Annotated in this window: 20 protein-coding genes; 10 read left to right on the forward strand and 10 right to left on the reverse strand. The window is 53.5% G+C overall.

What is annotated here, in order from left to right:
- Positions 1–491: 491 nt before the first annotated feature.
- From purK to ppiB, 4 genes are all read right to left on the reverse strand, one after another.
- Entirely contained in the window at positions 492–1,562 is a 1,071-nt protein-coding gene (gene purK / locus BUB06_RS11445; protein WP_010300928.1) for a 5-(carboxyamino)imidazole ribonucleotide synthase, read from the reverse strand.
- On the reverse strand, positions 1,559–2,068 hold the full coding sequence (gene purE, locus BUB06_RS11450) for a 5-(carboxyamino)imidazole ribonucleotide mutase (protein ID WP_014699034.1): 510 nt from the start codon (positions 2,066–2,068) through the stop codon (positions 1,559–1,561). The genes purK and purE overlap by 4 nt, the downstream gene beginning before the upstream one ends.
- Positions 2,069–2,246: 178 nt before the next feature.
- The gene (lpxH, locus tag BUB06_RS11455; RefSeq protein ID WP_039471105.1) at positions 2,247–2,969 is read right to left on the reverse strand and encodes a UDP-2,3-diacylglucosamine diphosphatase; all 723 of its coding nucleotides are present in this window, start codon (positions 2,967–2,969) and stop codon (positions 2,247–2,249) included.
- 10 nt (positions 2,970–2,979) lie between these two features.
- Positions 2,980–3,474: a peptidylprolyl isomerase B gene (ppiB, locus tag BUB06_RS11460; protein ID WP_010280320.1), complete on the reverse strand. Its 495-nt coding sequence runs from the start codon at positions 3,472–3,474 to the stop codon at positions 2,980–2,982.
- A gap of 421 nt (positions 3,475–3,895) precedes the next feature.
- Here ppiB and BUB06_RS11465 point away from each other — a divergent pair, with 421 nt between their 5' ends.
- Both BUB06_RS11465 and cysS read left to right on the forward strand, forming a co-directional pair.
- Positions 3,896–4,327 carry a DoxX family protein gene (locus tag BUB06_RS11465; RefSeq protein WP_010307428.1) on the forward strand — a complete coding sequence of 144 codons (432 nt, stop codon included), beginning with the start codon at positions 3,896–3,898 and terminating at the stop codon, positions 4,325–4,327.
- A gap of 270 nt (positions 4,328–4,597) precedes the next feature.
- Complete coding sequence (cysS, locus tag BUB06_RS11470; protein ID WP_039471107.1) at positions 4,598–5,983, forward strand: cysteine--tRNA ligase; 1,386 nt, start codon at positions 4,598–4,600, stop codon at positions 5,981–5,983.
- 91 nt (positions 5,984–6,074) lie between these two features.
- Here cysS and ybcJ read toward each other — a convergent pair whose 3' ends face one another.
- The 3 genes from ybcJ to BUB06_RS11485 all read right to left on the reverse strand — a co-directional run bounded on the left by ybcJ (position 6,075) and on the right by BUB06_RS11485 (position 8,977).
- The gene (gene ybcJ / locus BUB06_RS11475) at positions 6,075–6,287 is read right to left on the reverse strand and encodes a ribosome-associated protein YbcJ (protein WP_010307422.1); all 213 of its coding nucleotides are present in this window, start codon (positions 6,285–6,287) and stop codon (positions 6,075–6,077) included.
- A gap of 161 nt (positions 6,288–6,448) precedes the next feature.
- Complete coding sequence (gene folD / locus BUB06_RS11480; RefSeq protein ID WP_010307420.1) at positions 6,449–7,312, reverse strand: bifunctional methylenetetrahydrofolate dehydrogenase/methenyltetrahydrofolate cyclohydrolase FolD; 864 nt, start codon at positions 7,310–7,312, stop codon at positions 6,449–6,451.
- Between the two features lie 117 nt (positions 7,313–7,429).
- Complete coding sequence (locus BUB06_RS11485) at positions 7,430–8,977, reverse strand: sensor domain-containing diguanylate cyclase (protein WP_039471109.1); 1,548 nt, start codon at positions 8,975–8,977, stop codon at positions 7,430–7,432.
- A 554-nt stretch (positions 8,978–9,531) separates the two neighbouring features.
- Here BUB06_RS11485 and BUB06_RS11490 point away from each other — a divergent pair.
- From BUB06_RS11490 to arnF, 8 genes are all read left to right on the forward strand, one after another.
- Entirely contained in the window at positions 9,532–10,698 is a 1,167-nt protein-coding gene (locus BUB06_RS11490; RefSeq protein ID WP_039471111.1) for a nucleotide sugar dehydrogenase, read from the forward strand.
- A 211-nt stretch (positions 10,699–10,909) separates the two neighbouring features.
- Entirely contained in the window at positions 10,910–12,058 is a 1,149-nt protein-coding gene (gene arnB / locus BUB06_RS11495; protein WP_010307412.1) for a UDP-4-amino-4-deoxy-L-arabinose aminotransferase, read from the forward strand.
- Positions 12,051–13,034, forward strand: a complete 984-nt coding sequence (gene arnC, locus BUB06_RS11500; RefSeq protein WP_010307408.1) for an undecaprenyl-phosphate 4-deoxy-4-formamido-L-arabinose transferase — start codon at positions 12,051–12,053, stop codon at positions 13,032–13,034. Before arnB ends, arnC begins: the two co-directional genes overlap by 8 nt.
- Positions 13,031–15,031 (forward strand): bifunctional UDP-4-amino-4-deoxy-L-arabinose formyltransferase/UDP-glucuronic acid oxidase ArnA, encoded by a 2,001-nt coding sequence (arnA, locus tag BUB06_RS11505; protein WP_039471113.1) that lies wholly within the window; start codon positions 13,031–13,033, stop codon positions 15,029–15,031. The genes arnC and arnA overlap by 4 nt, the downstream gene beginning before the upstream one ends.
- Entirely contained in the window at positions 15,028–15,921 is an 894-nt protein-coding gene (gene arnD / locus BUB06_RS11510; protein WP_039471115.1) for a 4-deoxy-4-formamido-L-arabinose-phosphoundecaprenol deformylase, read from the forward strand. Before arnA ends, arnD begins: the two co-directional genes overlap by 4 nt.
- Before the next feature lie 17 nt (positions 15,922–15,938).
- Positions 15,939–17,609, forward strand: a complete 1,671-nt coding sequence (arnT, locus tag BUB06_RS11515) for a lipid IV(A) 4-amino-4-deoxy-L-arabinosyltransferase (protein WP_039471116.1) — start codon at positions 15,939–15,941, stop codon at positions 17,607–17,609.
- A complete protein-coding gene (arnE, locus tag BUB06_RS11520; protein WP_010300208.1) occupies positions 17,606–17,947 on the forward strand; it encodes a 4-amino-4-deoxy-L-arabinose-phosphoundecaprenol flippase subunit ArnE in 342 nt (113 codons plus the stop codon). Before arnT ends, arnE begins: the two co-directional genes overlap by 4 nt.
- Positions 17,947–18,339 carry a 4-amino-4-deoxy-L-arabinose-phosphoundecaprenol flippase subunit ArnF gene (gene arnF, locus BUB06_RS11525; RefSeq protein ID WP_039471119.1) on the forward strand — a complete coding sequence of 131 codons (393 nt, stop codon included), beginning with the start codon at positions 17,947–17,949 and terminating at the stop codon, positions 18,337–18,339. The genes arnE and arnF overlap by 1 nt, the downstream gene beginning before the upstream one ends.
- Positions 18,340–18,356: 17 nt before the next feature.
- Here arnF and BUB06_RS11530 read toward each other — a convergent pair whose 3' ends face one another.
- From BUB06_RS11530 to BUB06_RS11540, 3 genes are all read right to left on the reverse strand, one after another.
- Positions 18,357–19,412 (reverse strand): ABC transporter ATP-binding protein, encoded by a 1,056-nt coding sequence (locus tag BUB06_RS11530; protein WP_039471121.1) that lies wholly within the window; start codon positions 19,410–19,412, stop codon positions 18,357–18,359.
- A 2-nt stretch (positions 19,413–19,414) separates the two neighbouring features.
- Positions 19,415–20,992, reverse strand: coding sequence for an ABC transporter permease (locus BUB06_RS11535; protein WP_039471909.1), 1,578 nt, complete (start codon positions 20,990–20,992; stop codon positions 19,415–19,417).
- Positions 20,993–21,147: 155 nt separating this feature from the next.
- Positions 21,148–22,164 (reverse strand): iron ABC transporter substrate-binding protein, encoded by a 1,017-nt coding sequence (locus tag BUB06_RS11540; RefSeq protein ID WP_039471123.1) that lies wholly within the window; start codon positions 22,162–22,164, stop codon positions 21,148–21,150.
- Positions 22,165–22,455: the final 291 nt, after the last annotated feature.

A 22,455-nucleotide genomic window follows, 5' to 3' on the forward strand; every position in this document is an offset into this window, starting at 1 on the left:
TTAATACCCTGTTACAAGGATATTGCCACATGATGTGGATTATAAAAATTACAGTATCGGCAAGTTGCCGTTACGGAGTTTAAAAAACGAACGAGACATGTTGCTAATTATGTCAGTAGGTCAATACTGTTTTGTGGCGGCATTCTATATCGTGGTGGTCAGCGAATAATATTGAGGCGATCACAGAAATGAATTGACGGGAAATATTTTAATAAATTTCCGCGCAAATTAAAATATCAATCTTGATACTTTATTTTAAATATTTTTAACGGCTCGTTATTGATACTTTATTTAATTGCTGAGTGATGAAAAATGAACAATAAATAAAATAAAGGGCAGATGAAATAATAAACGCAATTTTTCTGATGTCACGCGTAATGATGGTTTTTCTCTTTTGCGGACGTATCGATGGTGCGGTTCCTGCTGTTGCATCACCTCAGACGAGAGTTATCCGGCAGATTGCAACCTGCCGGATAATGGTCACCGATCTGTCAGGCGGTGAGTTTTTCTTCTGCCCACGCCAGACCGCTGTGGTATTCCTCTGGTAAGAGAGGTGCCAGCGATTGCAGCGTGCGTTGCAACTGTGCGGTGTCCGACGACGGTAGATTGAGGTGTCCAACTTTGCGACCAGGACGAACGTCTTTCTCATACCAGTGCAGGTGTACCAGCGGCAGCGCCAACCAGTCGATATTCACGTCAGTGCCGATCAGGTTGACCATCACCGACGGTGTTTCGACAACCGGTACTGGCAGCGGCAGATCCAGAATGGCGCGCAGGTGCAGCTCAAACTGGCTGATCGACGCGCCATTTTGCGTCCAGTGTCCGCTATTGTGTACGCGCGGAGCCAGCTCGTTAATAAGCAGGCGATCGCCGACGATAAAGCATTCCATCGCCATCACGCCCACATAACCCAGCGCATTCATTATTGCAGACAGCATCTGCTCTGCCTGCTGTTGCAACTGCGGATCGGGCTGAGGGAAAGCCACGCTGGTACGCAGAATGCCGTCCTGATGCAGGTTATGAGTGAGCGGGTAGAACACGCACTTGCCGTGCGTATTGCGTGCACCCACCAGCGAGACTTCGCCAGAAAAATTAATGCCTTGCTCAACGATGCACTCGCCGTAGCAGTCAGCGGGCAGCGTCTGTTGTTCGCCATCGCGCAAGCGCCACTGTCCACGACCGTCGTAACCACCGACGCGGCGTTTAACGATAGCGAGTTCACCTAATGAGGCAAAGACGTGTGGCCATTCGTCGGCGCTAGCCAGTAGTTGCCAAGGCGCGGTTGCCAGATTCAGCGAATCCAGCAGCTGCTTTTGCGTCAGGCGATCGGCCAGACGTGGGAAAATATCGCGGTTCGCAAACGCCGTGTGCTCGGCCAACTCGCGGGTGAGGGCGGTTTCCGGCCAGCGTTCGATCTCGGCGGTAATGACACTGTTATGAAACGGAACTGATTCCGGCTCAGCATCCAGACCGACGGGGTAAACCGCAATGCCTAGCGGTTCACCAGCCTGACGCAGCATTCTGCCCAACTGACCATTGCCTAATACGCAGACCGGTTTCATGCCTCCTCCCGCGGATCGGGATGAGAAAGCACATCATCGGTTTGCGCCTGACGCCAGTCTGCCAGTCGGGTAGCGATGCCCTTGTCGTGCAGGGCGAGAATTTGTGCGGCCAGCAGAGCCGCATTCGCTGCGCCCGCTTTGCCAATCGCCAACGTGCCGACCGGAATACCACGCGGCATTTGGACGATGGAATACAGACTGTCTACCCCGCTCAGCGTTGAGCTTTGTACCGGCACGCCAAGCACGGGAACCAGCGTTTTTGCTGCCAGCATACCCGGCAGGTGTGCTGCGCCGCCTGCGCCCGCGATAATCACATCAAAACCGTTCTGTGCCGCCTGCTCAGCGAAGCTGAATAGCTTGTCTGGCGTCCGGTGTGCGGAAACGACTTCGGTATGAAAAGGAATGTTCAGCGTGGTGAGGATTTCCGCAGCAAACTGCATGGTGGCCCAGTCACTCTTTGAACCCATGACGATGGCAATTTTAGCCGGGGCAACGTTGGATGACATGCCTGTAACGCTCCTGTGATTGTACGTGTTCGTGACGCGTTCGCGTCGGCCAGACAGGGAGGGTCTGGCGTTGAGGGCGTAGAGCATATCACGCCATTATGGCGAGGAAAACGGTTGCGTATACGGAAATGCTGGGGGAATAAGGCGAGAGGCCGTTAAGTCAATGGCAGGAAACGCATTAAAATGGGAAGAAAATCAGTTCGATATTTTGTGGCGTGACCTTAATCATCGACCCTTCTTCATGCCAGGCTCCGAGAACGGCGCGACGACCAGACGATTCACCGAGATCGACCTGATGAATGGCCGGACGGTGCGTGTGACCGTGGATCATCGTCTCCACCTGATAATGTCGCAAACGTTCAAGCACGGCGTCGTGATTGACATCCATAATCTGCTGCGACTTTTTTTGGTTTTCGTGCTGGCTGGTTGCCCGCATCTTCGCCGCAATTTTCATACGTAGCGACAACGGTAATAGCAGGAAGAGTCGCTGAATAAATGGGTTGTGTACCCGACGGCGGAATTGTTGGTAATGCCGATCGTCAGTGCACAACGTATCGCCATGCAGAATGAGAATCTTTTGGTCGTAGAGATCGAGCACCGTTTCTGTCGGCAGCAGCGTCATTCCACTTTGCTTGGCGAAACGCTTACCGATCAGGAAATCACGGTTACCGTGCACGAAATAGCAGGGAATGCCGCGCTGATGTAAGGCATACAGTTCCGTGGCGACAGTCGCATGCAGCGGCTGAGGATCGTCGTCACCTATCCAGGCGTCGAACAGGTCGCCAAGTATGTACAGCGCATCGGCATGGATCGCGTCATGGCGTAAAAAACGCAGAAAACCGGCGGTAATCGCCGGTTCATGAACACTTAAATGCAGATCGGCAATGAACAGCGTTGCCATGCAGGTCGGATTATTCGCTGACCGTTACGTGGGTAATCACCACGTCTTCTTTCGGTACGTCCTGGTGCATGCCGCTGCGGCCGGTAGCAACGCCTTTGATTTTATCAACGACGTCCATGCCTTCAGTGACTTCAGCGAATACGCAGTAGCCCCAGCCATCGGCACGCTCTGAACGGAAGTTCAGGAAATCGTTATCAACGAGGTTGATAAAGAACTGCGCAGTCGCAGAGTGCGGATCGTTAGTACGTGCCATCGCCAGCGTGCCACGGGTATTTTTCAGGCCGTTGTTGGCTTCATTTTTGATTGTCGCATTGGTTTCTTTCTGATCCATGCCGGGAGCGAAGCCGCCGCCCTGAATCATAAAACCATTAATCACGCGGTGAAAAATCGTGTTGTCATAAAAACCGCTGCGACAGTAGTTCAGGAAGTTTTCTACGGTAACCGGCGCTTTGTCTGCAAACGTATTAATAACGATATCGCCGTGGTTGGTATGAAGCGTAATCATAATAATGAACCCTAGATAGCCTTAGTGATTAAGAGTGCTGTTCACAAAAGGCGGTGAACAACAAGAGCGCTGTTATAGCATAACTGGTCGATTGAGTCAGTACTTCGCGCTTACCGCACCGCTGTTGGCGGTTGGATGGATGAGAAAATCGTATAAAAAGGTTTACTACTCTGATTTTGGTAGGCGCCAAATAATATGTGCGCTTAAGAATGGTGCGCAATAAGGTGTTAATCAGGCAATGGGGACTTTTAAAAACAAATAAATTGATTAAAATTTCATATAACAGTTAATTAATTTGAATGAGATTTTTATTGCCCCAGATCAATGTTTTGCGTAATCAACGTGTTCTTTTTTTGTGGCTCAGATTAATCTGAGAGTAATTCTTATTCTTCATAAATAACTCTAAAGAGATAGGTGAACTATGCTGGGTATTCTGGATAGTGTTAATCGTTTATTAGACAAACCGGATTTTGGCAAACTGTTTTTGCGCGTATCTTTCAGCGTTTTGATGCTGTTTCATGGCTGGCATAAGGTACATGGCGGCATCGGTGCCATTGAAGGCATGCTGACCTCGGCCGGGCTCCCTGCTTTTGTTGGTTACGGTGTCTATGTCGGAGAAGTCATCACTCCGATTCTGATGATTCTCGGGATTCTTACACGTCCTTCTGCGCTGATCTTCTCTTTCACGATGGTGGTGGCGACGTTACTGGTTCACCCTGGTGGTTTCGTCACGCTGGCCAAAACCGGTGCCTGGGGTGTTGAAGGCACGGCGGTGTTCTTCTTTGCGGGTATCGCGATTGCCCTGCTCGGTAGCGGAAAATACTCTGTGATGTCCAATCCGCGCTGGCGTTAATGGTTTTTTGTCGGCGGATTGCTTTTGTCAGTGACCGCCAATGATGTGAAATGGCCCGGATTTTCCGGGCCGTTTCATTTTTATCCTTTCTCGCTGATTCCCTCTTCTTATTAACCTTGCAATACAGTAGGGTTCAGGTTTCAATACGCCGTTGGGGTGTAAACCCTGAATGCATTGATGTTGCTGACGCTAACTGCGATTGTGAAGACCATTTCTTTGAAACCATTTTTTTGTGAAAACCATTTTTTATAAAAACACTGGAACGCCCTGATGCTAAAGATTTTTAATACGCTGAGTCGCCAAAAAGAGGAATTTAAACCTATCCACGCCGGTCAGGTGGGAATGTATGTGTGTGGCATCACCGTTTATGACCTGTGTCATATCGGTCACGGGCGTACTTTCGTGGCGTTTGATGTGGTGGCGCGGTATTTGCGGTATCTGGGATATTCACTGAAATATGTGCGTAATGTCACCGATATTGACGACAAAATTATTAAACGTGCGATCGAAAATGGGGAAACCAGCGACCAGCTGACGACCCGCATGATCGCAGAGATGCACGCCGATTTCGATGCGTTGAATATTCTGCGCCCGGATGCCGAACCGCGTGCGACGCACCACATTGCCGACATCATTGAAATGGTGGAAACGCTGATTGCCCGTCGCCACGCCTATGTTGCGAGTAATGGTGATGTGATGTTCTCCGTTGATACCGCGCCGGGCTATGGCGTGCTGTCTCGTCAGGATCTGGATCAGTTGCAGGCTGGCGCGCGCGTTGAAATTACCGAAGTGAAGCGTAACCCGATGGACTTCGTGCTGTGGAAAATGTCCAAGCCGGGTGAGCCTCACTGGTCTTCTCCGTGGGGAGAAGGGCGCCCTGGCTGGCACATCGAATGTTCTGCCATGAACTGCAAACAGCTGGGCACGCATTTTGATATTCACGGCGGCGGTTCAGATTTGATGTTCCCGCACCACGAAAATGAGATCGCGCAGTCCAGTTGTGCACACGACGGTTCGTATGTGAATTACTGGATGCACTCCGGCATGGTGATGGTTGACCGCGAAAAGATGTCAAAGTCGCTCAATAATTTCTTCACCGTACGCGACGTGCTGGCGTATTACGATCCGGAAACCGTGCGTTACTTCCTGATGTCAGGCCACTACCGTAGCCAGTTGAACTACAGCGAAGACAACCTGAAACAGGCGCGTGCGGCGCTGGATCGTCTGTATACGGCGCTGCGTGGAACGGATGCTAGCGTTGCGGCGCACGGCGGTGACGAGTTTGAAGCTCGCTTCCGCGAAGCGATGGACGACGATTTCAACACGCCGGAAGCCTATTCGGTACTGTTTGATATGGCGCGTGAAGTTAACCGCCTGAAAGCGGAAGATGTACAAGCGGCGAACCAACTGGCATCGGCACTGCGTAAACTGTCCGGCGTGCTTGGCCTGCTGGAGCAGGATCCGGAGCAATTCCTGCAAAATGGCGCGCAGGTGGATGACGAGGAAGTGAAAGAAATCGAAGCGTTAATCCAGCAGCGTAAAGATGCGCGTGCGGCCAAAGACTGGGCGCTGGCGGATCAGGCTCGCGATCGCTTGAATGAAATGGGGATCGTGCTGGAAGATGGCTCGCAGGGAACGATCTGGCGCCGTAAGTAACGCTTTCTTCCTGTAATACGCTTTCAGTAAATAAAAAGCCCGCAAAAATGAAATTGCGGGCTTTTTTTCGCCATGATCGATACCGTCAGGGTTACTCGGTCACTTTTACCGTTTCGCCATTGAACTGAACGGTTTGCCCGGCAACGATTTTGCAGCGCTTGCGCGTTTCCGTCTGGCCGTCAACGGTCACGTCGCCCGCGGCGATAGACAGTTTGGCTGCTGCGCCACTTTCGCTCCAGCCCAGCAGTTTCAATAGGTCGCACAGTTCAACGTGCGGATGCTTTTCAAGATTAAAGGTTGCCATAAATTCCTGCTTATCGGTGTTTGACCGAATATATCCTAAATAATTCGAGTTGCGTGAAGGCGACAACCGCACGAATCCCCAGGAGCTTACATAAGTAAGTGACTGGGGTGAGTAAGGGCAGTCAACGCACAAGCAACTTGAAGTATGACGGGGATCGCCAATTATTCGGCGTGGTCATGATACTCTTCGCACGCCTGTAGCGTGTTTTGAATCAGTGTGGCAACGGTCATTGGGCCGACGCCGCCCGGTACGGGGCTGATGTAAGACGCTCTTTCCTGCGCCGTTTCAAATTCCACATCGCCGACGACTTTGCCGCTTTCCAGACGGTTGATACCCACGTCCAGCACAATCGCGCCCGGTTTAATCCATTCGCCGGGAATGAAGCCCGGTTTACCCACCGCGACAACCAGCAGATCGGCGTTTTCAATATGGTGGCGTAGATTTTTGGTAAAACGGTGCGTGACGGTAGTCGTACAGCCTGCCAGCAGCAGTTCCAGACTCATCGGGCGACCAACGATATTAGACGCGCCGACCACAACGGCATTCAGCCCGAAGGTGTCGATATTATAACGTTCCAACAGCGTGATGATGCCGCGTGGCGTACAGGCGCGCAGCATTGGCGCGCGCTGGCACAGACGACCCACGTTGTAAGGATGGAAGCCATCCACATCTTTACTTGGTGCGATGCGTTCAATCACCTTGGTGTTATCGATGCCTTCCGGTAGCGGAAGCTGAACCAGAATACCGTCAATCGTCTGGTCGGCGTTGAGCTGGTCGATAAGCGCCAACAGCTCAGATTCCGTTGTGGTGATGGGTAAATCATAAGAGCGGGAAATAAAGCCGACTTCTTCACACACTTTGCGCTTGCTGGCGACATAAATCTGTGACGCTGGATTCTCACCGACCAGCACAACAGCCAGACCCGGTGCGCGTTTTCCTTCTGCTAAACGCTGCGTGACTCGTGCGGCAACTTCGTCTTTGACCTGCTGCGCAATCGTTTTACCATCAATAATCTTTGCTGCCATCTGAGAAGAGACCCATCAATTTGAAATAGGGGGAGATGGCCGCTATTTTGTCAGAAGCTGCGTGCGCTGTCAGGCATTGCATCAATATTAATTGTATCTACATTGAGATTGAGGGCGCTATTCACTCACCTCGAACCGGTTTTTACCGCCATGTTTGGCGCGATACAGTGCAGCATCGGCAATATCGATAACGGACGATGCCGCTGGTGGCGGGCTATCGGCGCAGAACACATAGACACCGGCGCTAATGGTGACGATTTTTTCTGGGAACAGCGTTGTTTCATGCGGGATCTTTTCCTCGCGCACTAAATCCAGCGCACGCTGAGCCAGCGCGGCGGCGCTTTGTTTATCAGTCTCGGTGATAATGATAGCGAACTCCTCACCGCCATAGCGGGCGACCAAATCTTCGTTACGCCGCAGCATATTGCTCAGGAGGTTACCAATCTTGCGCAGACACTCATCGCCTGCCACATGCCCATAGTGGTCGTTATATTTCTTGAAAGCGTCGACGTCGATCATGATAAGCGCGATACACTGCCGCTTCTCCGCAGCCTGCAATAGGGTTTGTTGCAGGAAAATATCGAACTGGCGGCGGTTGGCTAAGCCTGTCAGGCCATCGAACAGCGCCAGCGTTTGCAGCGTGTGGTTAACCGACGTAAGTTCATCGCGCACGATGGTTAAATCGATCTGATTTTTCACATTTATACGAATCTGTCTCAGCACGATCAGGCCGAGTAGGGTGATGGTGAATAGCAGAATTAAGGTAATGGCACCGTAGACCAGACTGTCTGTTCTCCATTTCTGGAGCACCAGATTGAGGTCGTAACCTGCGGCGATGACGATGGGGTAGCGCTTTAACTTGGTGTAGCCATAAATCCGTTCGATGTGATCGAGCGTGGAGACAAAGGTTGCCGTGCCGCTTTCGGACTGTTTCAGATGCTCAGAAAAGAGCGGGCCGTTAGACACATTACGGTTGACGTAGGAATCGTCGTAAGGGCGGCCGTACAGAATGCGGCCATCGGACAGGAGAATGGCGAGCACATCCATGTTCCCCATGGAGTAGTAACCATAATACTGTTTGAAGTAGTTCAGTGAGAGGGTGGCGAGTAGCACGCCGTCAAAACTGCCGTCTGGCTTACTGATACGCATAGATACGGGGATAATCAGATCGCCCGTCGAGCGGCTCTGAATTACACTGCCGATGTACATGGAATGGTTGACGTTGTTCTGGTGATACTTGAAATACTCTCGGTCGGCGTTATTGGCATTGGCCGGTTTTGCTATACCGGAGTTCACCAGCCATTCGCCTTTGTTGTCGTAAATGAAGATGCCATGCAACTGCGGCAGCGCTGCTTTACGGCTTTTTAGAATATCGCCCAAGCGGTTCAATTGCGTGGGTGATTGACCATCCTGCTCGATGCGCTCTTGTAAATCCTGCAACAGTATATCGACTTGTAAAAACGTATCTTCGGCATGGCGGGCCAGCGACAGCGACAGATTCTTGGCGTTTTTCTCCGTGGAATCGATAAGCTGTTGGTGAGAATTGAAGACTGCCCATCCGTTCAGCGCCACTACCGTGGTGATGATGAAGAGCATAAAAACGATCATCAATTTTTGCAGCGGCATTTGATAGTGGCTGGCCTTGTCGCGCGTGCTGACCTTCATTGTCCTTCCCATCCTTAGCCAGAGAGATGACTGATGATAAGTGTAGACGTTTCTGACAGTTGCGCTGGCAATTGATGAGACGTGCTTATGATTTTTTTGTCGGTTTTATCGAGTAATAAGCCGCTTTGATAATAAAGTAACGTCTCTACACAGTATCTCCATATAGCGTTGATAAAAACTCGAAAATAAACCGGTATCATCATGTTTATTCGCCAATATCATCTAAGATAAATGACGTTGTGTTACATCACGTCATGAAATTTTGTTTTCACGCTAATGATTTAAAAAAGTCACAAGGTGTAAGAAGATCTTTATTTATCATTAAATACGCTATGTTTAATTGGCGTTTAACTGGAATTGCTAATGATAAGGATGTTGTGCTTCAGAGGTTATCGACGGATAAGGTAAAAGTGTATTTGTGAATGATAGAGATGCATCGCGGGCGAGGAACAAGAAATAAATTGACATGTTACATCTCTATTCAGATGAAAACAGAAGAAAGATACTGCGGCGAAATAGGTTTGTTTAGCCAGTAATGAAATAAAGAGCCCTTCATGAAAATAGCGATTAGCGGAACGGGATATGTCGGTTTATCGAATGGATTATTATTAGCGCAACAGCATCAGGTTGTGGCGTTGGATATTGTGGCTGAAAAAGTGGTGCTGTTGAATCAACGAAAATCGCCGATTAATGACGCCGAGATTGAGCGTTTTTTACAACATGAAACGCTGAATTTTTCCGCTACGCTGGATAAGCATGAAGCGTATACCGATGCGCAGTTCGTGATTATCGCGACGCCGACGGATTACGATCCGCAAACCAACTATTTCAACACGTCGTCGGTAGAAGCGGTTATTCGCGACGTGCTGGCGATTAATCCGCAGGCCATTATGGTGATTAAATCAACGGTGCCCGTTGGCTTCACCGAGAAAATCAGCCAGCAGTTGGATACGGATAACATCATTTTTTCGCCCGAGTTTTTACGTGAGGGAAAGGCGCTACACGACAATCTTTATCCGTCACGGATTGTGGTGGGTGAGCGGTCAGAAAGGGCAAGGTTCTTCGCTAACTTATTGATGGAATGTGCATTAAAGAAAGATGTTCGCGTGCTGTTTACCGACCCAACCGAGGCAGAAGCAATAAAATTGTTTGCGAATACCTTCCTGGCGATGCGTGTGGCCTACTTTAACGAGTTGGACAGCTATGCCGAATCGCTGGGGCTGAATACCCGGCAGATTATTGAAGGGGTGTGCCTCGATCCGCGTATCGGTGATTACTACAATAATCCTTCTTTCGGCTATGGCGGCTACTGTTTACCGAAGGATACCCGACAGCTTTTGGCTAACTATCGTACCGTGCCGAATAACCTGATCAAGGCGATCGTGGACGCGAACCATACGCGGAAAGACTTCATCGCCGACACGATTATCCGTCGTCATCCGAAAACTGTCGGCGTTCATCGTCTTATCATGAAAGCAGGGTCGGATAATTTTCGCTTTTCCTCCATTCAGGGGATTATGAAAAGGATAAAAGCGAAGGGAATCAAGGTCGTGGTTTATGAACCGGGGATTGATGGTGATGATTTTCTGGATTTTCCTGTCATTCATCAACTCGACAGTTTCAAACAGCAGTGTGACATTATTATTACCAATCGTTATGCCGACGAATTAAAAGATGTGATGGGGAAAGTCTATACGCGAGACTTATTTGGCGAAGATTGATTTCTTGCCGTAAATCAATAATCCGACATTTTGTTATTCGCGAAAAGTTCATTTTTGCATTGTAATGAATTATGTCTTTTCCCGTGTTTTCATGTCGTGCCGTTTATCTGTGGTTTTATGATTATCGCAATAAATTAAGGTTGGCTTAAGGCTTCGTTATTTAGACTGTTCAATGATGATTTCTCGCCATTATTTATTTTGGGAATACGTTATGACGGATTTTTTGCCTTTTTCCCGCCCGAGTATGGGCGAAGAGGAAATTGCTGCCGTGGCGGAAGTATTACGATCCGGCTGGATAACCACGGGGCCGAAATGTCAGCAATTAGAGCAGGCATTTTGCCAGCGAATAGGGTGTCGACAGGCGATAGCGGTCAGTTCGGCGACGGGCGGGATGCACGTGACGCTAATGGCGCTTGGCATTGGCCCCGGCGATGAGGTGATTACGCCATCCCAAACTTGGGTTTCAACCGTCAACATCATCACGCTCCTGGGAGCGGAACCGGTGATGGTCGACGTGGATCGGCATACGCTGATGGTGCGACCGCAGGATATTGAGGCGGCCATCACACCGAAGACCAAAGCCATTATTCCCGTGCATTATGCCGGTGCGCCTGCCGATCTGGATGCGCTGCGTGCGCTCAGTGAACGCTACGGCATCCCGCTGATTGAGGATGCGGCGCACGCCGTCGGGACGCAATATCGTGATGAATGGATCGGCGCGCGTGGCACCGCCATTTTCTCGTTTCACGCGATTAAAAATATCACCTGTGCTGAAGGCGGCATGGTGGTGACGGACGACGAGGCACTCGCCGAACGACTACGCAGCCTGAAGTTTCACGGGCTGGGCGTGGATGCGTTCGACAGGCAGTTACAAGGGCGCAAACCGCAGGCCGAAGTGGTGACGCCGGGGTTTAAATACAATCTGGCGGATATCAATGCGGCGATTGCGCTGGTTCAACTGGATAAACTCCCGGCGATCAACGCCCGCCGTCAGCAGCTTGCGGCGCGCTATCTCACCCAACTGCGTTCGCTGCCGCTCCAGCCGCTGGCCGTTCCTGATTATCCCCATCTGCATGCCTGGCATCTGTTTATGGTGCGCGTAGATGAAGCACGGTGCGGCATATCGCGCGATAGCCTGATGGCGGCATTGCAGGCACACGGCATTGGCACCGGGTTGCATTTCAGAGCGGTGCATACACAGAAATATTACCGCGAGCGCTATCCCCACTTGCGCCTGCCGGCAACGGAATGGAATTCGGCGTCGCTGATGACGCTGCCGCTGTTCCCCGATATGCAGGACAGCGATGTCGATCGCGTCGTCGCGGCGCTAACCTCGATTTTGGAGTCTGTTCGTGATTGATGACATCAAAAATGTTTCTATTGTGATTCCCGTTTATAACGAAGAGGAGAGCCTGCCGGTACTGCTCGAACGCACGCTGGCAGCCTGTCGGCAGATCGGTAAACCCTGGGAAATCATTCTGGTTGATGACGGCAGCAGCGATCGCTCGGCGGAATTGCTGACCGAAGCGGCGAGTGACCCGGAAAAGCACATTATTGCCGTGCTGTTGAATCGCAACTATGGTCAGCATTCGGCCATTATGGCTGGATTCCAGCAGGCGGTAGGCGATGTTGTGATCACGTTGGATGCCGATTTACAGAACCCGCCGGAGGAAATCCCACGGCTGGTGGAGTACGCCGCGCAAGGGTATGACGTGGTCGGCACCGTGCGGGCAAACCGGCAGGATTCGCTGTTTCGCAAACTGGCCTCGAAAACCATCAACATGATGATCCGGCGTTCAACCGGGAAATCGATGGTGGATTACGGCTGTATGCTGCGAGCGTATCGTCGTCACATTGTCAGCGCGATGCTGCGCTGCCACGAACGCAGCACCTTTATTCCTATCCTTGCTAATACCTTCGCCCGGAAAACCATCGAGATCGACGTGATGCATGCCGAGCGCGAATTCGGCACGTCCAAATACAGCTTTCTGAAGCTGATTAACCTGATGTACGACCTGCTGACCTGCCTGACGACGACGCCGCTGCGCATACTCAGCCTGATCGGCAGCGTCGTTGCGCTGTCGGGCTTCCTGCTGGCGCTGTTGTTGATCGGCCTGCGTCTGTTCTTCGGTGCGGAATGGGCGGCAGAGGGCGTGTTCACGCTGTTTGCCGTGCTGTTCATGTTTATCGGCGCGCAGTTCGTCGGGATGGGGCTATTAGGGGAATACATCGGCCGTATCTATACCGATGTCCGTGCCCGACCACGCTATTTTGTGCAAAAAACAGTGAGTGCGGCAACGCCACTGACCACCAGTTTACGGGATGAAGAAGAATGAAAGCGATCGTATTTGCCTACCATGATATCGGCTGCGTCGGTCTTGAGGCGTTAAAGCTTGCGGGCTATGAGATTCAGGCCGTGTTCACGCACAGCGATGCGCCGGGCGAGAACCACTTCTATGGGTCGGTGGCGAAAGCGGCGGCCGAGATGGATGTGCCAGTGTTTGCACCGGAAGACATTAACCATCCGCTCTGGGTGAACCGCATTCGGGAACTGGCACCGGATGTTATTTTTTCCTTCTATTACCGCACGTTATTAAGCGATGACATTCTCCAGTTACCGTCGTTTGGCGCATTCAATCTGCACGGCTCACTGCTGCCGCGCTACCGGGGACGTGCGCCGGTGAATTGGGTGTTGGTGAACGGTGAAACGCAGACGGGCGTGACGCTGCACAAGATGGTTTCTCGCGCTGATGCGGGTGATATCGTTGCCCAGTCCGTGGTGGCGATTGACGAGGAAGATACTGCGCTGACGCTGCATGGCAAATGCCGTACCGCTGCTGCCGCTTTGCTGGCGCAGCAATTACCGCTGATCCGCTCGCGTGAGATTACGCTGACGCGGCAGGATGAAAGTCGGGCCAGCTATTTCGGACGTCGCACGGCGGCAGATGGGCTGATCGACTGGCACAAAAGCGCCCGTGAGATTAACAACCTGATCCGCGCGGTGACGGAGCCGTATCCCGGAGCATTTACGTTTCTCGGTGAGCGTAAAGTGACGATTTGGCGCGCTCGTGTTGTAAAGGACAAGATCGGTGGTGAGCCGGGCGCGATTATCTCGACATCGCCGCTGGTGGTGTCCTGCGGTGAGGACGCACTTGAGATCGTCAGTGGGCAGAGTGAAGCCGGGCTGTACATGTCGGGCAGCCGACTGGCGGCGGAAATGGGCATGGTGCCGCAGGCGCGACTGGGTAACCTCGCCAGCCGTGTGCAGCGACGCCGCACGCGCGTCCTGATCCTCGGTGTGAACGGTTTTATCGGTAACCATCTGACCGAGCGTCTGCTGCGTGACGATCGCTATGAGATCTACGGGCTGGATATCAGCTCAGATGCCATCGCCCGTTTTCTTGGCGATCCGCGTTTCCATTTTGTGGAAGGCGATATCAGCATCCATAACGAATGGATCGAATATCACATCAAGAAATGCGATGTCATTCTGCCGCTGGTGGCGATTGCCACGCCGATTGAATACACCCGTAACCCGCTGCGCGTGTTTGAACTGGACTTTGAAGAGAACCTGAAAATCGTGCGCGACTGCGTGCGTTACAACAAACGCATCGTTTTCCCGTCCACCTCAGAAGTGTACGGCATGTGTGATGACAAAGAGTTTGATGAAGACACCTCGCGCCTGATTGTCGGGCCGATCAACAAACAGCGCTGGATTTATTCCGTATCCAAGCAGTTGCTGGACCGGGTGATCTGGGCGTACGGCGCGAAAAACGGCCTGCGTTTCACGCTGTTCCGTCCGTTTAACTGGATGGGGCCGCGTCTGGATACGCTGGATGCTGCACGCATCGGCAGCTCTCGAGCCATTACTCAGCTAATCCTCAATTTGGTGGAAGGATCGCCAATCAAGCTGGTGGATGGCGGGGAGCAGAAACGCTGCTTTACCGACATTCACGACGGTATTGAGGCGCTGTTCCGTATTATTGAAAACCGTAACGGCCAGTGCGACGGGCAGATCATCAATATCGGTAATCCGCACAATGAAGCCAGTATCCGCGAACTGGGTGAAATGCTGCTGACCAGCTTTAATGCGCACCCGCTGCGCGATCGCTTCCCGCCGTTCGCCGGATTTATTGACGTGGAAAGCAGCAGCTATTACGGCAAGGGCTATCAGGATGTGGCACACCGCACGCCGAGCATTCGCAACGCCAAACGGCTGCTGGAATGGGAACCAACGGTGAAAATGGAGCAAACCGTTGCGGAGACGCTGGACTATTTTCTGCGTACCGTTGAGTCCCAGCACACTGCTGATGCCACGGATGCGCAGGGATGACGCGTGTTGGCCTGCGGATAGATGTCGATACCTGGCGCGGTACGCGGGACGGCGTGCCTGCGCTGCTGGATGTGCTGGCGGAGTTCGATATTCAGGCGAGTGTCTTTTTTAGCGTTGGGCCGGACAACATGGGACGTCACCTGTGGCGTCTGCTGCGTCCACGCTTTTTATGGAAGATGCTGCGTTCCAACGCGGCCTCGCTCTACGGCTGGGATATCTTGCTGGCCGGTACGGCGTGGCCGGGGCGTCATATCGGCGCACGGTTTGGCTCGTTAATCCGCCAGACGCACGACGCCGGGCATGAGGTGGGGCTACACGCCTGGGATCATCATGGCTGGCAGGCGAATGTCGCCCGCTGGTCGGAGGCGCAATTAGCGGCGCAGTTCCGTGAAGGAATGGACGCGCTGACATCGATTCTGCCATCGCCGGTGCGCTGCTCCGCTGTGGCGGGCTGGCGAGCTGATTCGCGTGTTGTCGAGATGAAGCAGCGCTGGAATCTGGACTATAACAGCGACTGCCGCGGCACCCGGCCTTTCCGACCACGCCTGAAAAATGGTGAGCTAGGTACTGTGCAGATTCCGGTCACATTGCCGACCTACGATGAAGTCATCGGCGAGTGCGTGAGTGACGGCGAATTTAATGACTTCATTCTTGAGGCGATCCAGCAGGATCGCGGCGTGCCGGTCTACACCATCCATGCGGAGGTTGAAGGTGGCGCGAAGCTGGCGCTGTTCCGCCAATTGCTGCTCCGCGCCTGCCAGCAGCACATCGAATTTTGTCCGCTTTCCGCATTACTGCCTGATGACCGAGCCACGTTGCCCGTCGGGCGGATTGAACGCGCGCCGTTTCCCGGGCGGGAAGGGTGGCTTGGTGTGCAAACGGAAGAATAAATAAAGCAGGAGATAACATGGAAAAAGGCATGATAAGGCTGAAAAGCACCATGATATTGGTGCTATTTGCTTTGCTCTACCTGTTGCCGCTTAACGGTCGTTGGCTGTGGTCGCCGGACGAAACGCGCTATGCCGAAATCAGCCGCGAGATGCTTCAGCGCGGCGATTGGATCGTGCCGCATTTGTTGGGGATTCGCTATTTTGAGAAACCCGTTGCGGGCTACTGGCTGAATAACATCAGCCAGTGGTTATTAGGTCATACCAATTTTGCCGTGCGCTTTGCCTCGGTATTTTCTACCGGGTTGAGCGCGCTGCTGGTGTTCTGGCTGGCGATGCTGCTGTGGAAAAACCAGCGTACCGCGCTGTTGGCGGCGACGATCTATCTCACCTCACTCCTTGTATACGGCATAGGTACTTACAGCGTTCTCGATCCGATGGTGACGCTCTGGATGACGGCGGCGCTGTTCAGCCACGTGCTGATTCAGCGCGCCACGCTGACGCGCGAACGGCTCGTGGCCTGGGGGCTGATGGGGGTGGCCTGCGGCATGGGGTTTATGACCAAAGGTTTTCTGGCGCTGGCCTTGCCGGTCATCAGCGTACTGCCGGTGGCGCTAGCGCAAAAGCGGATTAAGGAATTGCTGCTGTTCGGGCCGCTGGCGATTGTCGTCGCGGTATTGCTAAGTGCGCCGTGGGCGCTGGCGGTGCATGCGCGAGAAGCCGATTACTGGCATTACTTCTTTTGGATTGAGCACATCCAGCGCTTTGCCGAAGACGATGCGCAGCATAAAGCGCCGTTCTGGTATTACCTGCCCGTTTTGATTCTCGGGACGTTCCCCTGGCTGGCGCTGCTGCCGGGCGCGTTGCGTAGCGGCTGGACGGAACGGAAGGCGTACCCGGAGCGGTTCCTCCTGCTGTGCTGGATGGTGATGCCGCTGCTGTTTTTCAGCATCGCCAAAGGTAAGCTGCTGACTTATATTCTGCCGTGCTTTGCACCGCTGGCGCTGCTGATGGCGGCGTGGATTTCTGGGCTGGTGCCTGCGGTACGCGAACGTGTATTGCGCATCAATAGCTGGCTCAATATTGCCTTCGGCAGCGTGCTGGCGCTCGCCGTTGCGGCGCTGGGCTTCGGACTGGTCGCACCCCATGTCTACCAACCGGGAGAAGGGCTGACCATCGTCTCGGGGATTGTCTGCTTCATCGGCTGGGTGGCCTTTGCCGCTGTCAGCCTGAAAAAGCAGCGAGCGTGGGGCTATCTGGTGGCGGGCTGTCCGTTATTTCTGGCGCTGCTCGTTGGCGGGAGTATTCCGGCGAGCGTGGTGGATTCAAAGAACCCCCAAACCTTTATTCGTAGCCATCAGCCGTTGCTGCAAGACAGCCGCTATGTACTTAGCGACGAGGTGGGGCTGGCTGCCGGACTGGCGTGGGAGTTAAAGCGTAGCGATATCACCTTATTTAAGGCGCGGGGCGAGCTGAACTATGGGCTGAACTATGCCGATTCCGCTGACCGCTTTGTCGATGAGGGCGCTTTTCCAACCTGGCTTGCCGAGAAACGGCGTAGCGGAAATGTCGCGCTGATGCTGAAGATCGACCGGGACAGCGATGACGAGTATCGCAATCTGCCTGCGCCCGATCAGTTGAGAAAATCGCACCGTTACGTACTGCTGTTTTATAAGCAGGTAGCGCCATGAGTTATCTATTAGTTGCCATCGTCTGCCTGCTGACCAGTTTAGGGCAACTGTGCCAGAAACAGGCGGCAGAGTGCTGGCGGCGTTTGCCGACGCATCGACGCCAGCGTGTGACGCTGGGATGGCTGATGGTGGCGGCCTTGCTGCTCGGCATCGGGCTGCTGCTGTGGCTTGTGGTGTTGCAGCATCTCCCGCTCGGTGTGGCGTATCCGCTGCTGAGTATCAATTTTGTTTTGGTCACGCTGCTGGCGCACTACGGGTTTGGCGAGCGTGTGGACAGGCACCACTGGTGGGGCATTGCGCTGATTGTCACCGGTATCTATCTGATGCAGGGGGGATGATGGCGAAAAGAGGCTATGTCTGGGCGATTATCAGCATTGTGCTAGCCAGCACCGCACAGGTGTTAATGAAAAGCGGCATGTTGGCGCTGCCGAGCATTTCCTTCGCGCACTGGCCGTCGCTAAGCTCGTTGGTGGCGGGCTGGCCTGCGGTTGCGGTGCTGGTCGGGATGATCTGCTACGGGCTGTCGATGGTGTGCTGGTTTATGGTGCTGCGCTATCTGCCGCTAAGCCGCGCCTATCCGCTGATTAGTCTGAGCTACGCGGTGGTTTATCTGGCGGCGGTTTTCCTGCCGTGGCTGAATGAACCGATGAGCCTGCGTAAAACCCTCGGCGTCCTGATTATTCTACTGGGTGTCTGGCTGGTGAGTCGTAACGCGCAGGCGGTGCGCTAAGCCGCCTGCGAAGGTGATTATTGACTGAAAACGTGTGCCGCACCGTTCACGCTCAGGCTGACCTGTTGGCCGACGGCAAAAGCGGCGTGGCTGACGGTTTTCAGTTCAATGATACTGGCATCTGCATGGTGGACGTGCAGCGTCAATGTGGAAACGAAGCCGGAAAAATCAACTTTACGGATGGTCGCGCGAATGGTTGCCGCGCTATCAACCTCAACGCTATCAACCCCTTCATCCTGAATCACAATCTGCTCCGGTCTGAGCATGATTCTTGCCTTCCCGTTTGCCGTTGGGCGATCCACCGCGATGCGCCCAAGCAGACAGTTAGCCTGACCGCCGTCAATTTGCGCATCGAGAATCAGCGTTTCGCCGAGGAAGGTCGCGATGTCCTCACTGTTGGGCTGGTGGTAAAGCGCCCACGGCGAGCCGGATTGAGACAGCTGACCATCACGCATGACGACAACTTGGTCAGCAAAAGACAGCGCCTCTCCCTGATCGTGAGTTACCAGAATCGATGCCACGTTAGCCTGCTGCAAGACATCCATCACCGCTTTACGGGTGGTGGCACGCAGGCCGGTATCCAGCGCGGAAAACGGTTCATCCAGCAGCATCAATGCAGGGCGCTGCGCTAGCGCGCGAGCCAGTGCGACACGCTGCTGCTGACCGCCGGAAATTTCATGCGGTGAGTGCTTCCGCAAATGCGCCGGAAGGGAAACCAGCTCCATCAACTCATCCACGCGTTTTTGCTTTTCCGCCTTCGTGCCTTTTAGCCCAAAGGCGATGTTGTCTGCGATGCAGAGATGCGGGAACAGCGCGCCGTCCTGCGGTACGTAGCCGATTCCGCGCTGATGGGCAGGAACGGACAGCCCGTTATCGCAGAGCGTCTGCCCGTTTAGCGTGATGACGCCAGTACCCGGTTTTTCAAACCCGGCAATCAGGCGCAGCAGCGTGGTTTTCCCCGAACCGGACGGACCGACAATCGCCGTGCGGCGGCTGTTTTCTAGCGTCAGATGAATGTCAGACAGCACGGTGCGCCCGCTAAAGCTTTTACTGACGCGATGAAGTTCCAACATGATTACAGCCCCGCCATTTTTTGTGATTGCGTGTAGAGAAACCAGGTCCACGGCAGCGACAGTAGGACCAGAATAAGTGCGTAGGGTGCCGCCGCGGGATAATCGATCTCACTGGTGAGCGCCCAAAAACCCGTCGCCAGCGTGCGGGTGCCGTTGGGTGCCAGCAGCAGCGTGGCGGTCAGTTCGTTAATGATCGCCAGAAAGACGAGCGTTGCCCCGGTTGCAACGCCGGGTGCCGCCAGCCTAATGGTCACGGTCATTAACGTCTGTAATGGCGAACGCCCTAGGCTGGCGGCAACCTGCTCCAGTTCCACCGGTGCCTGTGCGATACCCGCGCGTAGATTAACCAGCGCCCTTGGCATAAACATCAGCAGATAAGCCAGCAACACGGTGAATTCGGTCTGATAGAGCGGCCTGATAAGGTGAATGGTGGTGGTCACCAACGCTAACGCAACGACGATACCCGGCAGAGAGCTGGTGATGTAATTACACCCTTCCAAAAACCGAAACAGGCGGCTGGGGTGACGGATTGTCAGCCAGGCCATCGGGATCGCGGCGAGCGTTGTCAGGGCCGCACCGCTCAGCGCCAGCGTCATAGTTTGGCTAAAGGCATCAAGCAGTTCGCGGCGCTGCCACACCTCCCAGCCGCCAAACCACAGCCAGCGAAACAGCGTAATAAAAGGCACGCCGAGTGTCAGCACGACCAGCGTGGTCAGTAACAGCAGAGCCAGTAACAGCGAAAACGGCGACAGGCGTACCGGTGTGACAACCTGCGGCGCGCCAGATCCGACATGTGCATAGCGCGTAACGCCGCGCACGCGGGCATCCACACACAGCAGAAACAAACACAGCAACGCCAGCACGCCAGCCAGCATGTTAGCTGCCGGACCATTAAACGTTGACTGAAACTGATCGAAAATCGCGGTAGTAAAGGTATCGAAGCGGATCATGGCAAACAGGCCATATTCCGCCAGCAGATGCAGCGCAATCAGCAGCAGCCCGCCGCCGATAGCCAGCTTTAGCTGTGGCAGCACCACGCGGAAAAACACGGTAATAGGAGGGACGCCCAGCGTAGCCGCGACATCTTCCAGCGCCGGGTTAAGGCGTCGCAGCGTTGCGGCGCAGGGTAAATACAGAAACGGTAAATAGGCGACGACGGATAAAAACACGCCAGCCGGCAGGCCATGCAGACCGGGCGCAGCGCTGATCCAGGCATAGCTTTGTACAAATGCGGGGATCGCCAGTGGCGCGGTGAGCAGCAGTGACCACAGGCGTCGGGCAGGCAGAGTCGTACGTTCTGTCAGCCAGGCCAGCAGCACGCCCAGCACCGTACAAATCGGCAGCGTCAGAACAACCAGCAGCACCGTATTTGTCAGGAGTTCACCGACGCGTGGGCGCAAGAGCAGGGCGCGGGCCGTTTCCCAGCCGGTATCAATGCTGACGCCAATCACAAAGCCCAGCGGAACGAACCCTAACAGGGATAGCGTCAGGGCGACGATCGTAAGCAGCGCGGCTGGCTTGCGTAATGGCGGTGAGGGGGCGGTGAACGTGGTGGTTTCGCTATAGCTAACGTTTGTCATACGGCCTGTAGCTGCCTCGTCAAGACGGTATTTTAAGACGATGAAGCCGCGCTGAGCGGGCATTCGGGTGAAGATTCGTCAGGACGCGAACGCCCTGACGAAAGGGGCTGTCGTTACAGCCTCTGTATTACAATCCACGCGTTACGATCGATGCGTTACAGCAAGCCAGCTTGCGTCATCAGATCCACGACTTTTTTGCTGTTGAGCTTGGCGGCATCGACTTTTGGTGCATCCAGATCTTTCAGCGGAACCAGTTTGTCATTTGAGGCTGCGTTGACGCCAACGGCATATTCAAACGCATTGTTGGTACGCAAGACCTCCTGACCGGATTTGCCCGTAATCCACTGAATAAAGGCCTGTGCCTCTTTCGCATGTTTGCTGGATGCCAGTACGCCGCCGCCTGAAATGCTGACGAACGCGCCCGGATCTTTATGCTTGAAGTAGTACAGCTTCGTGTTGTTACTGTTTTCGCCGGTTTTAGCCTGATCGACAAAACGGTAATAGTGATAGATCACGCCGCTATCAATCTGGCCTGCGTTCACGGCTTTCATCACCGTGCTGTTGCCTTTGTAGGCGGTGAAGTTCTCTTTCATGCCTTTCAGCCATTCTTGCGTGGCTTTCTCGCCCTTCAGCTCCAGATAGGCGCTGACGATGGCCTGAAAATCTGCACCGGATGGGGAGGCCGCCCAGCGGCCTTTCCATTCTGGTTTCGCCAGATCGGCTAGGGATTTCGGCAGTTGAGCGTCGGTAAATTTGGTCGGATTGTAGACAAAGACGGTGGAGCGTGCGGCAATCCCGATCCAGCGGCCGTGGGACGGACGATAGTCGGACGGCACCTGAGCAAGGGTCGCGTTATCCAGCGGAGCAAAGAGATCGGCATTATCGACCAGCACCATCGACGGTGAGTTTTCAGTCAGGAAGACATCGGCAGGGGACGATTTCCCTTCCTGCACCAGTTGGTTGCCCAATTCGGTGTCGCTGCCATTGCGCAGTGTCACCTTAATGCCGGTTTCTTTGGTAAAACCATCAACCCAGGATTTCACGAGGTTTTCATGTTGGGCATTGTAAATCACAATCCCTTCATCGTTTTCTGCTGCAGTTGCCGATGCGCTGAGAGCCAAACCGGAAGCGAATAAAACGGCAGAACTCAGTAATCCAAAACCAAGCTTCATATTATTTACCCTTATCAATACCTGTCGTGTTTGCGTATTGCTGGCCTACATGCGTTCCCCACGCCGCTCACGATAGCCATGCTATTTGGCGACACAGGACGGGATGTAGTGGCAGTCGGAAAAGAATTCTACATATCGGTAATAATAATGATAGTTATTATTATTTCGCTTTCTTAAGGTTAAATTAAGGTTCCGGTGAATGTGATATTTCGGGCATCACTTTATTTCAACGCGTGTCGCAGTGTGAATGTGTATAAATCTATCGCCTAAAAAGCAGGCTGACGCTTCTGT

It is taken from the genome of Pectobacterium carotovorum (genome assembly GCF_900129615.1).
GTDB lineage: Bacteria > Pseudomonadota > Gammaproteobacteria > Enterobacterales > Enterobacteriaceae > Pectobacterium > Pectobacterium carotovorum.

Bases quoted from the DNA above. Each gene is read 5' to 3' on its own strand.
- purK (WP_010300928.1), bottom strand. From the start codon at position 1,562: ATGAAACCGGTCTGCGTATTAGGCAATGGTCAGTTGGGCAGAATGCTG.
- purE (WP_014699034.1), bottom strand. From the start codon at position 2,068: ATGTCATCCAACGTTGCCCCGGCTAAAATTGCCATCGTCATGGGTTCA.
- lpxH (WP_039471105.1), bottom strand. From the start codon at position 2,969: ATGGCAACGCTGTTCATTGCCGATCTGCATTTAAGTGTTCATGAACCG.
- ppiB (WP_010280320.1), bottom strand. From the start codon at position 3,474: ATGATTACGCTTCATACCAACCACGGCGATATCGTTATTAATACGTTT.
- BUB06_RS11465 (WP_010307428.1), top strand. From the start codon at position 3,896: ATGCTGGGTATTCTGGATAGTGTTAATCGTTTATTAGACAAACCGGAT.
- cysS (WP_039471107.1), top strand. From the start codon at position 4,598: ATGCTAAAGATTTTTAATACGCTGAGTCGCCAAAAAGAGGAATTTAAA.
- ybcJ (WP_010307422.1), bottom strand. From the start codon at position 6,287: ATGGCAACCTTTAATCTTGAAAAGCATCCGCACGTTGAACTGTGCGAC.
- folD (WP_010307420.1), bottom strand. From the start codon at position 7,312: ATGGCAGCAAAGATTATTGATGGTAAAACGATTGCGCAGCAGGTCAAA.
- BUB06_RS11485 (WP_039471109.1), bottom strand. From the start codon at position 8,977: ATGAAGGTCAGCACGCGCGACAAGGCCAGCCACTATCAAATGCCGCTG.
- BUB06_RS11490 (WP_039471111.1), top strand. From the start codon at position 9,532: ATGAAAATAGCGATTAGCGGAACGGGATATGTCGGTTTATCGAATGGA.
- arnB (WP_010307412.1), top strand. From the start codon at position 10,910: ATGACGGATTTTTTGCCTTTTTCCCGCCCGAGTATGGGCGAAGAGGAA.
- arnA (WP_039471113.1), top strand. From the start codon at position 13,031: ATGAAAGCGATCGTATTTGCCTACCATGATATCGGCTGCGTCGGTCTT.
- arnD (WP_039471115.1), top strand. From the start codon at position 15,028: ATGACGCGTGTTGGCCTGCGGATAGATGTCGATACCTGGCGCGGTACG.
- arnT (WP_039471116.1), top strand. From the start codon at position 15,939: ATGGAAAAAGGCATGATAAGGCTGAAAAGCACCATGATATTGGTGCTA.
- arnE (WP_010300208.1), top strand. From the start codon at position 17,606: ATGAGTTATCTATTAGTTGCCATCGTCTGCCTGCTGACCAGTTTAGGG.
- arnF (WP_039471119.1), top strand. From the start codon at position 17,947: ATGGCGAAAAGAGGCTATGTCTGGGCGATTATCAGCATTGTGCTAGCC.
- BUB06_RS11530 (WP_039471121.1), bottom strand. From the start codon at position 19,412: ATGTTGGAACTTCATCGCGTCAGTAAAAGCTTTAGCGGGCGCACCGTG.
- BUB06_RS11535 (WP_039471909.1), bottom strand. From the start codon at position 20,992: ATGACAAACGTTAGCTATAGCGAAACCACCACGTTCACCGCCCCCTCA.
- BUB06_RS11540 (WP_039471123.1), bottom strand. From the start codon at position 22,164: ATGAAGCTTGGTTTTGGATTACTGAGTTCTGCCGTTTTATTCGCTTCC.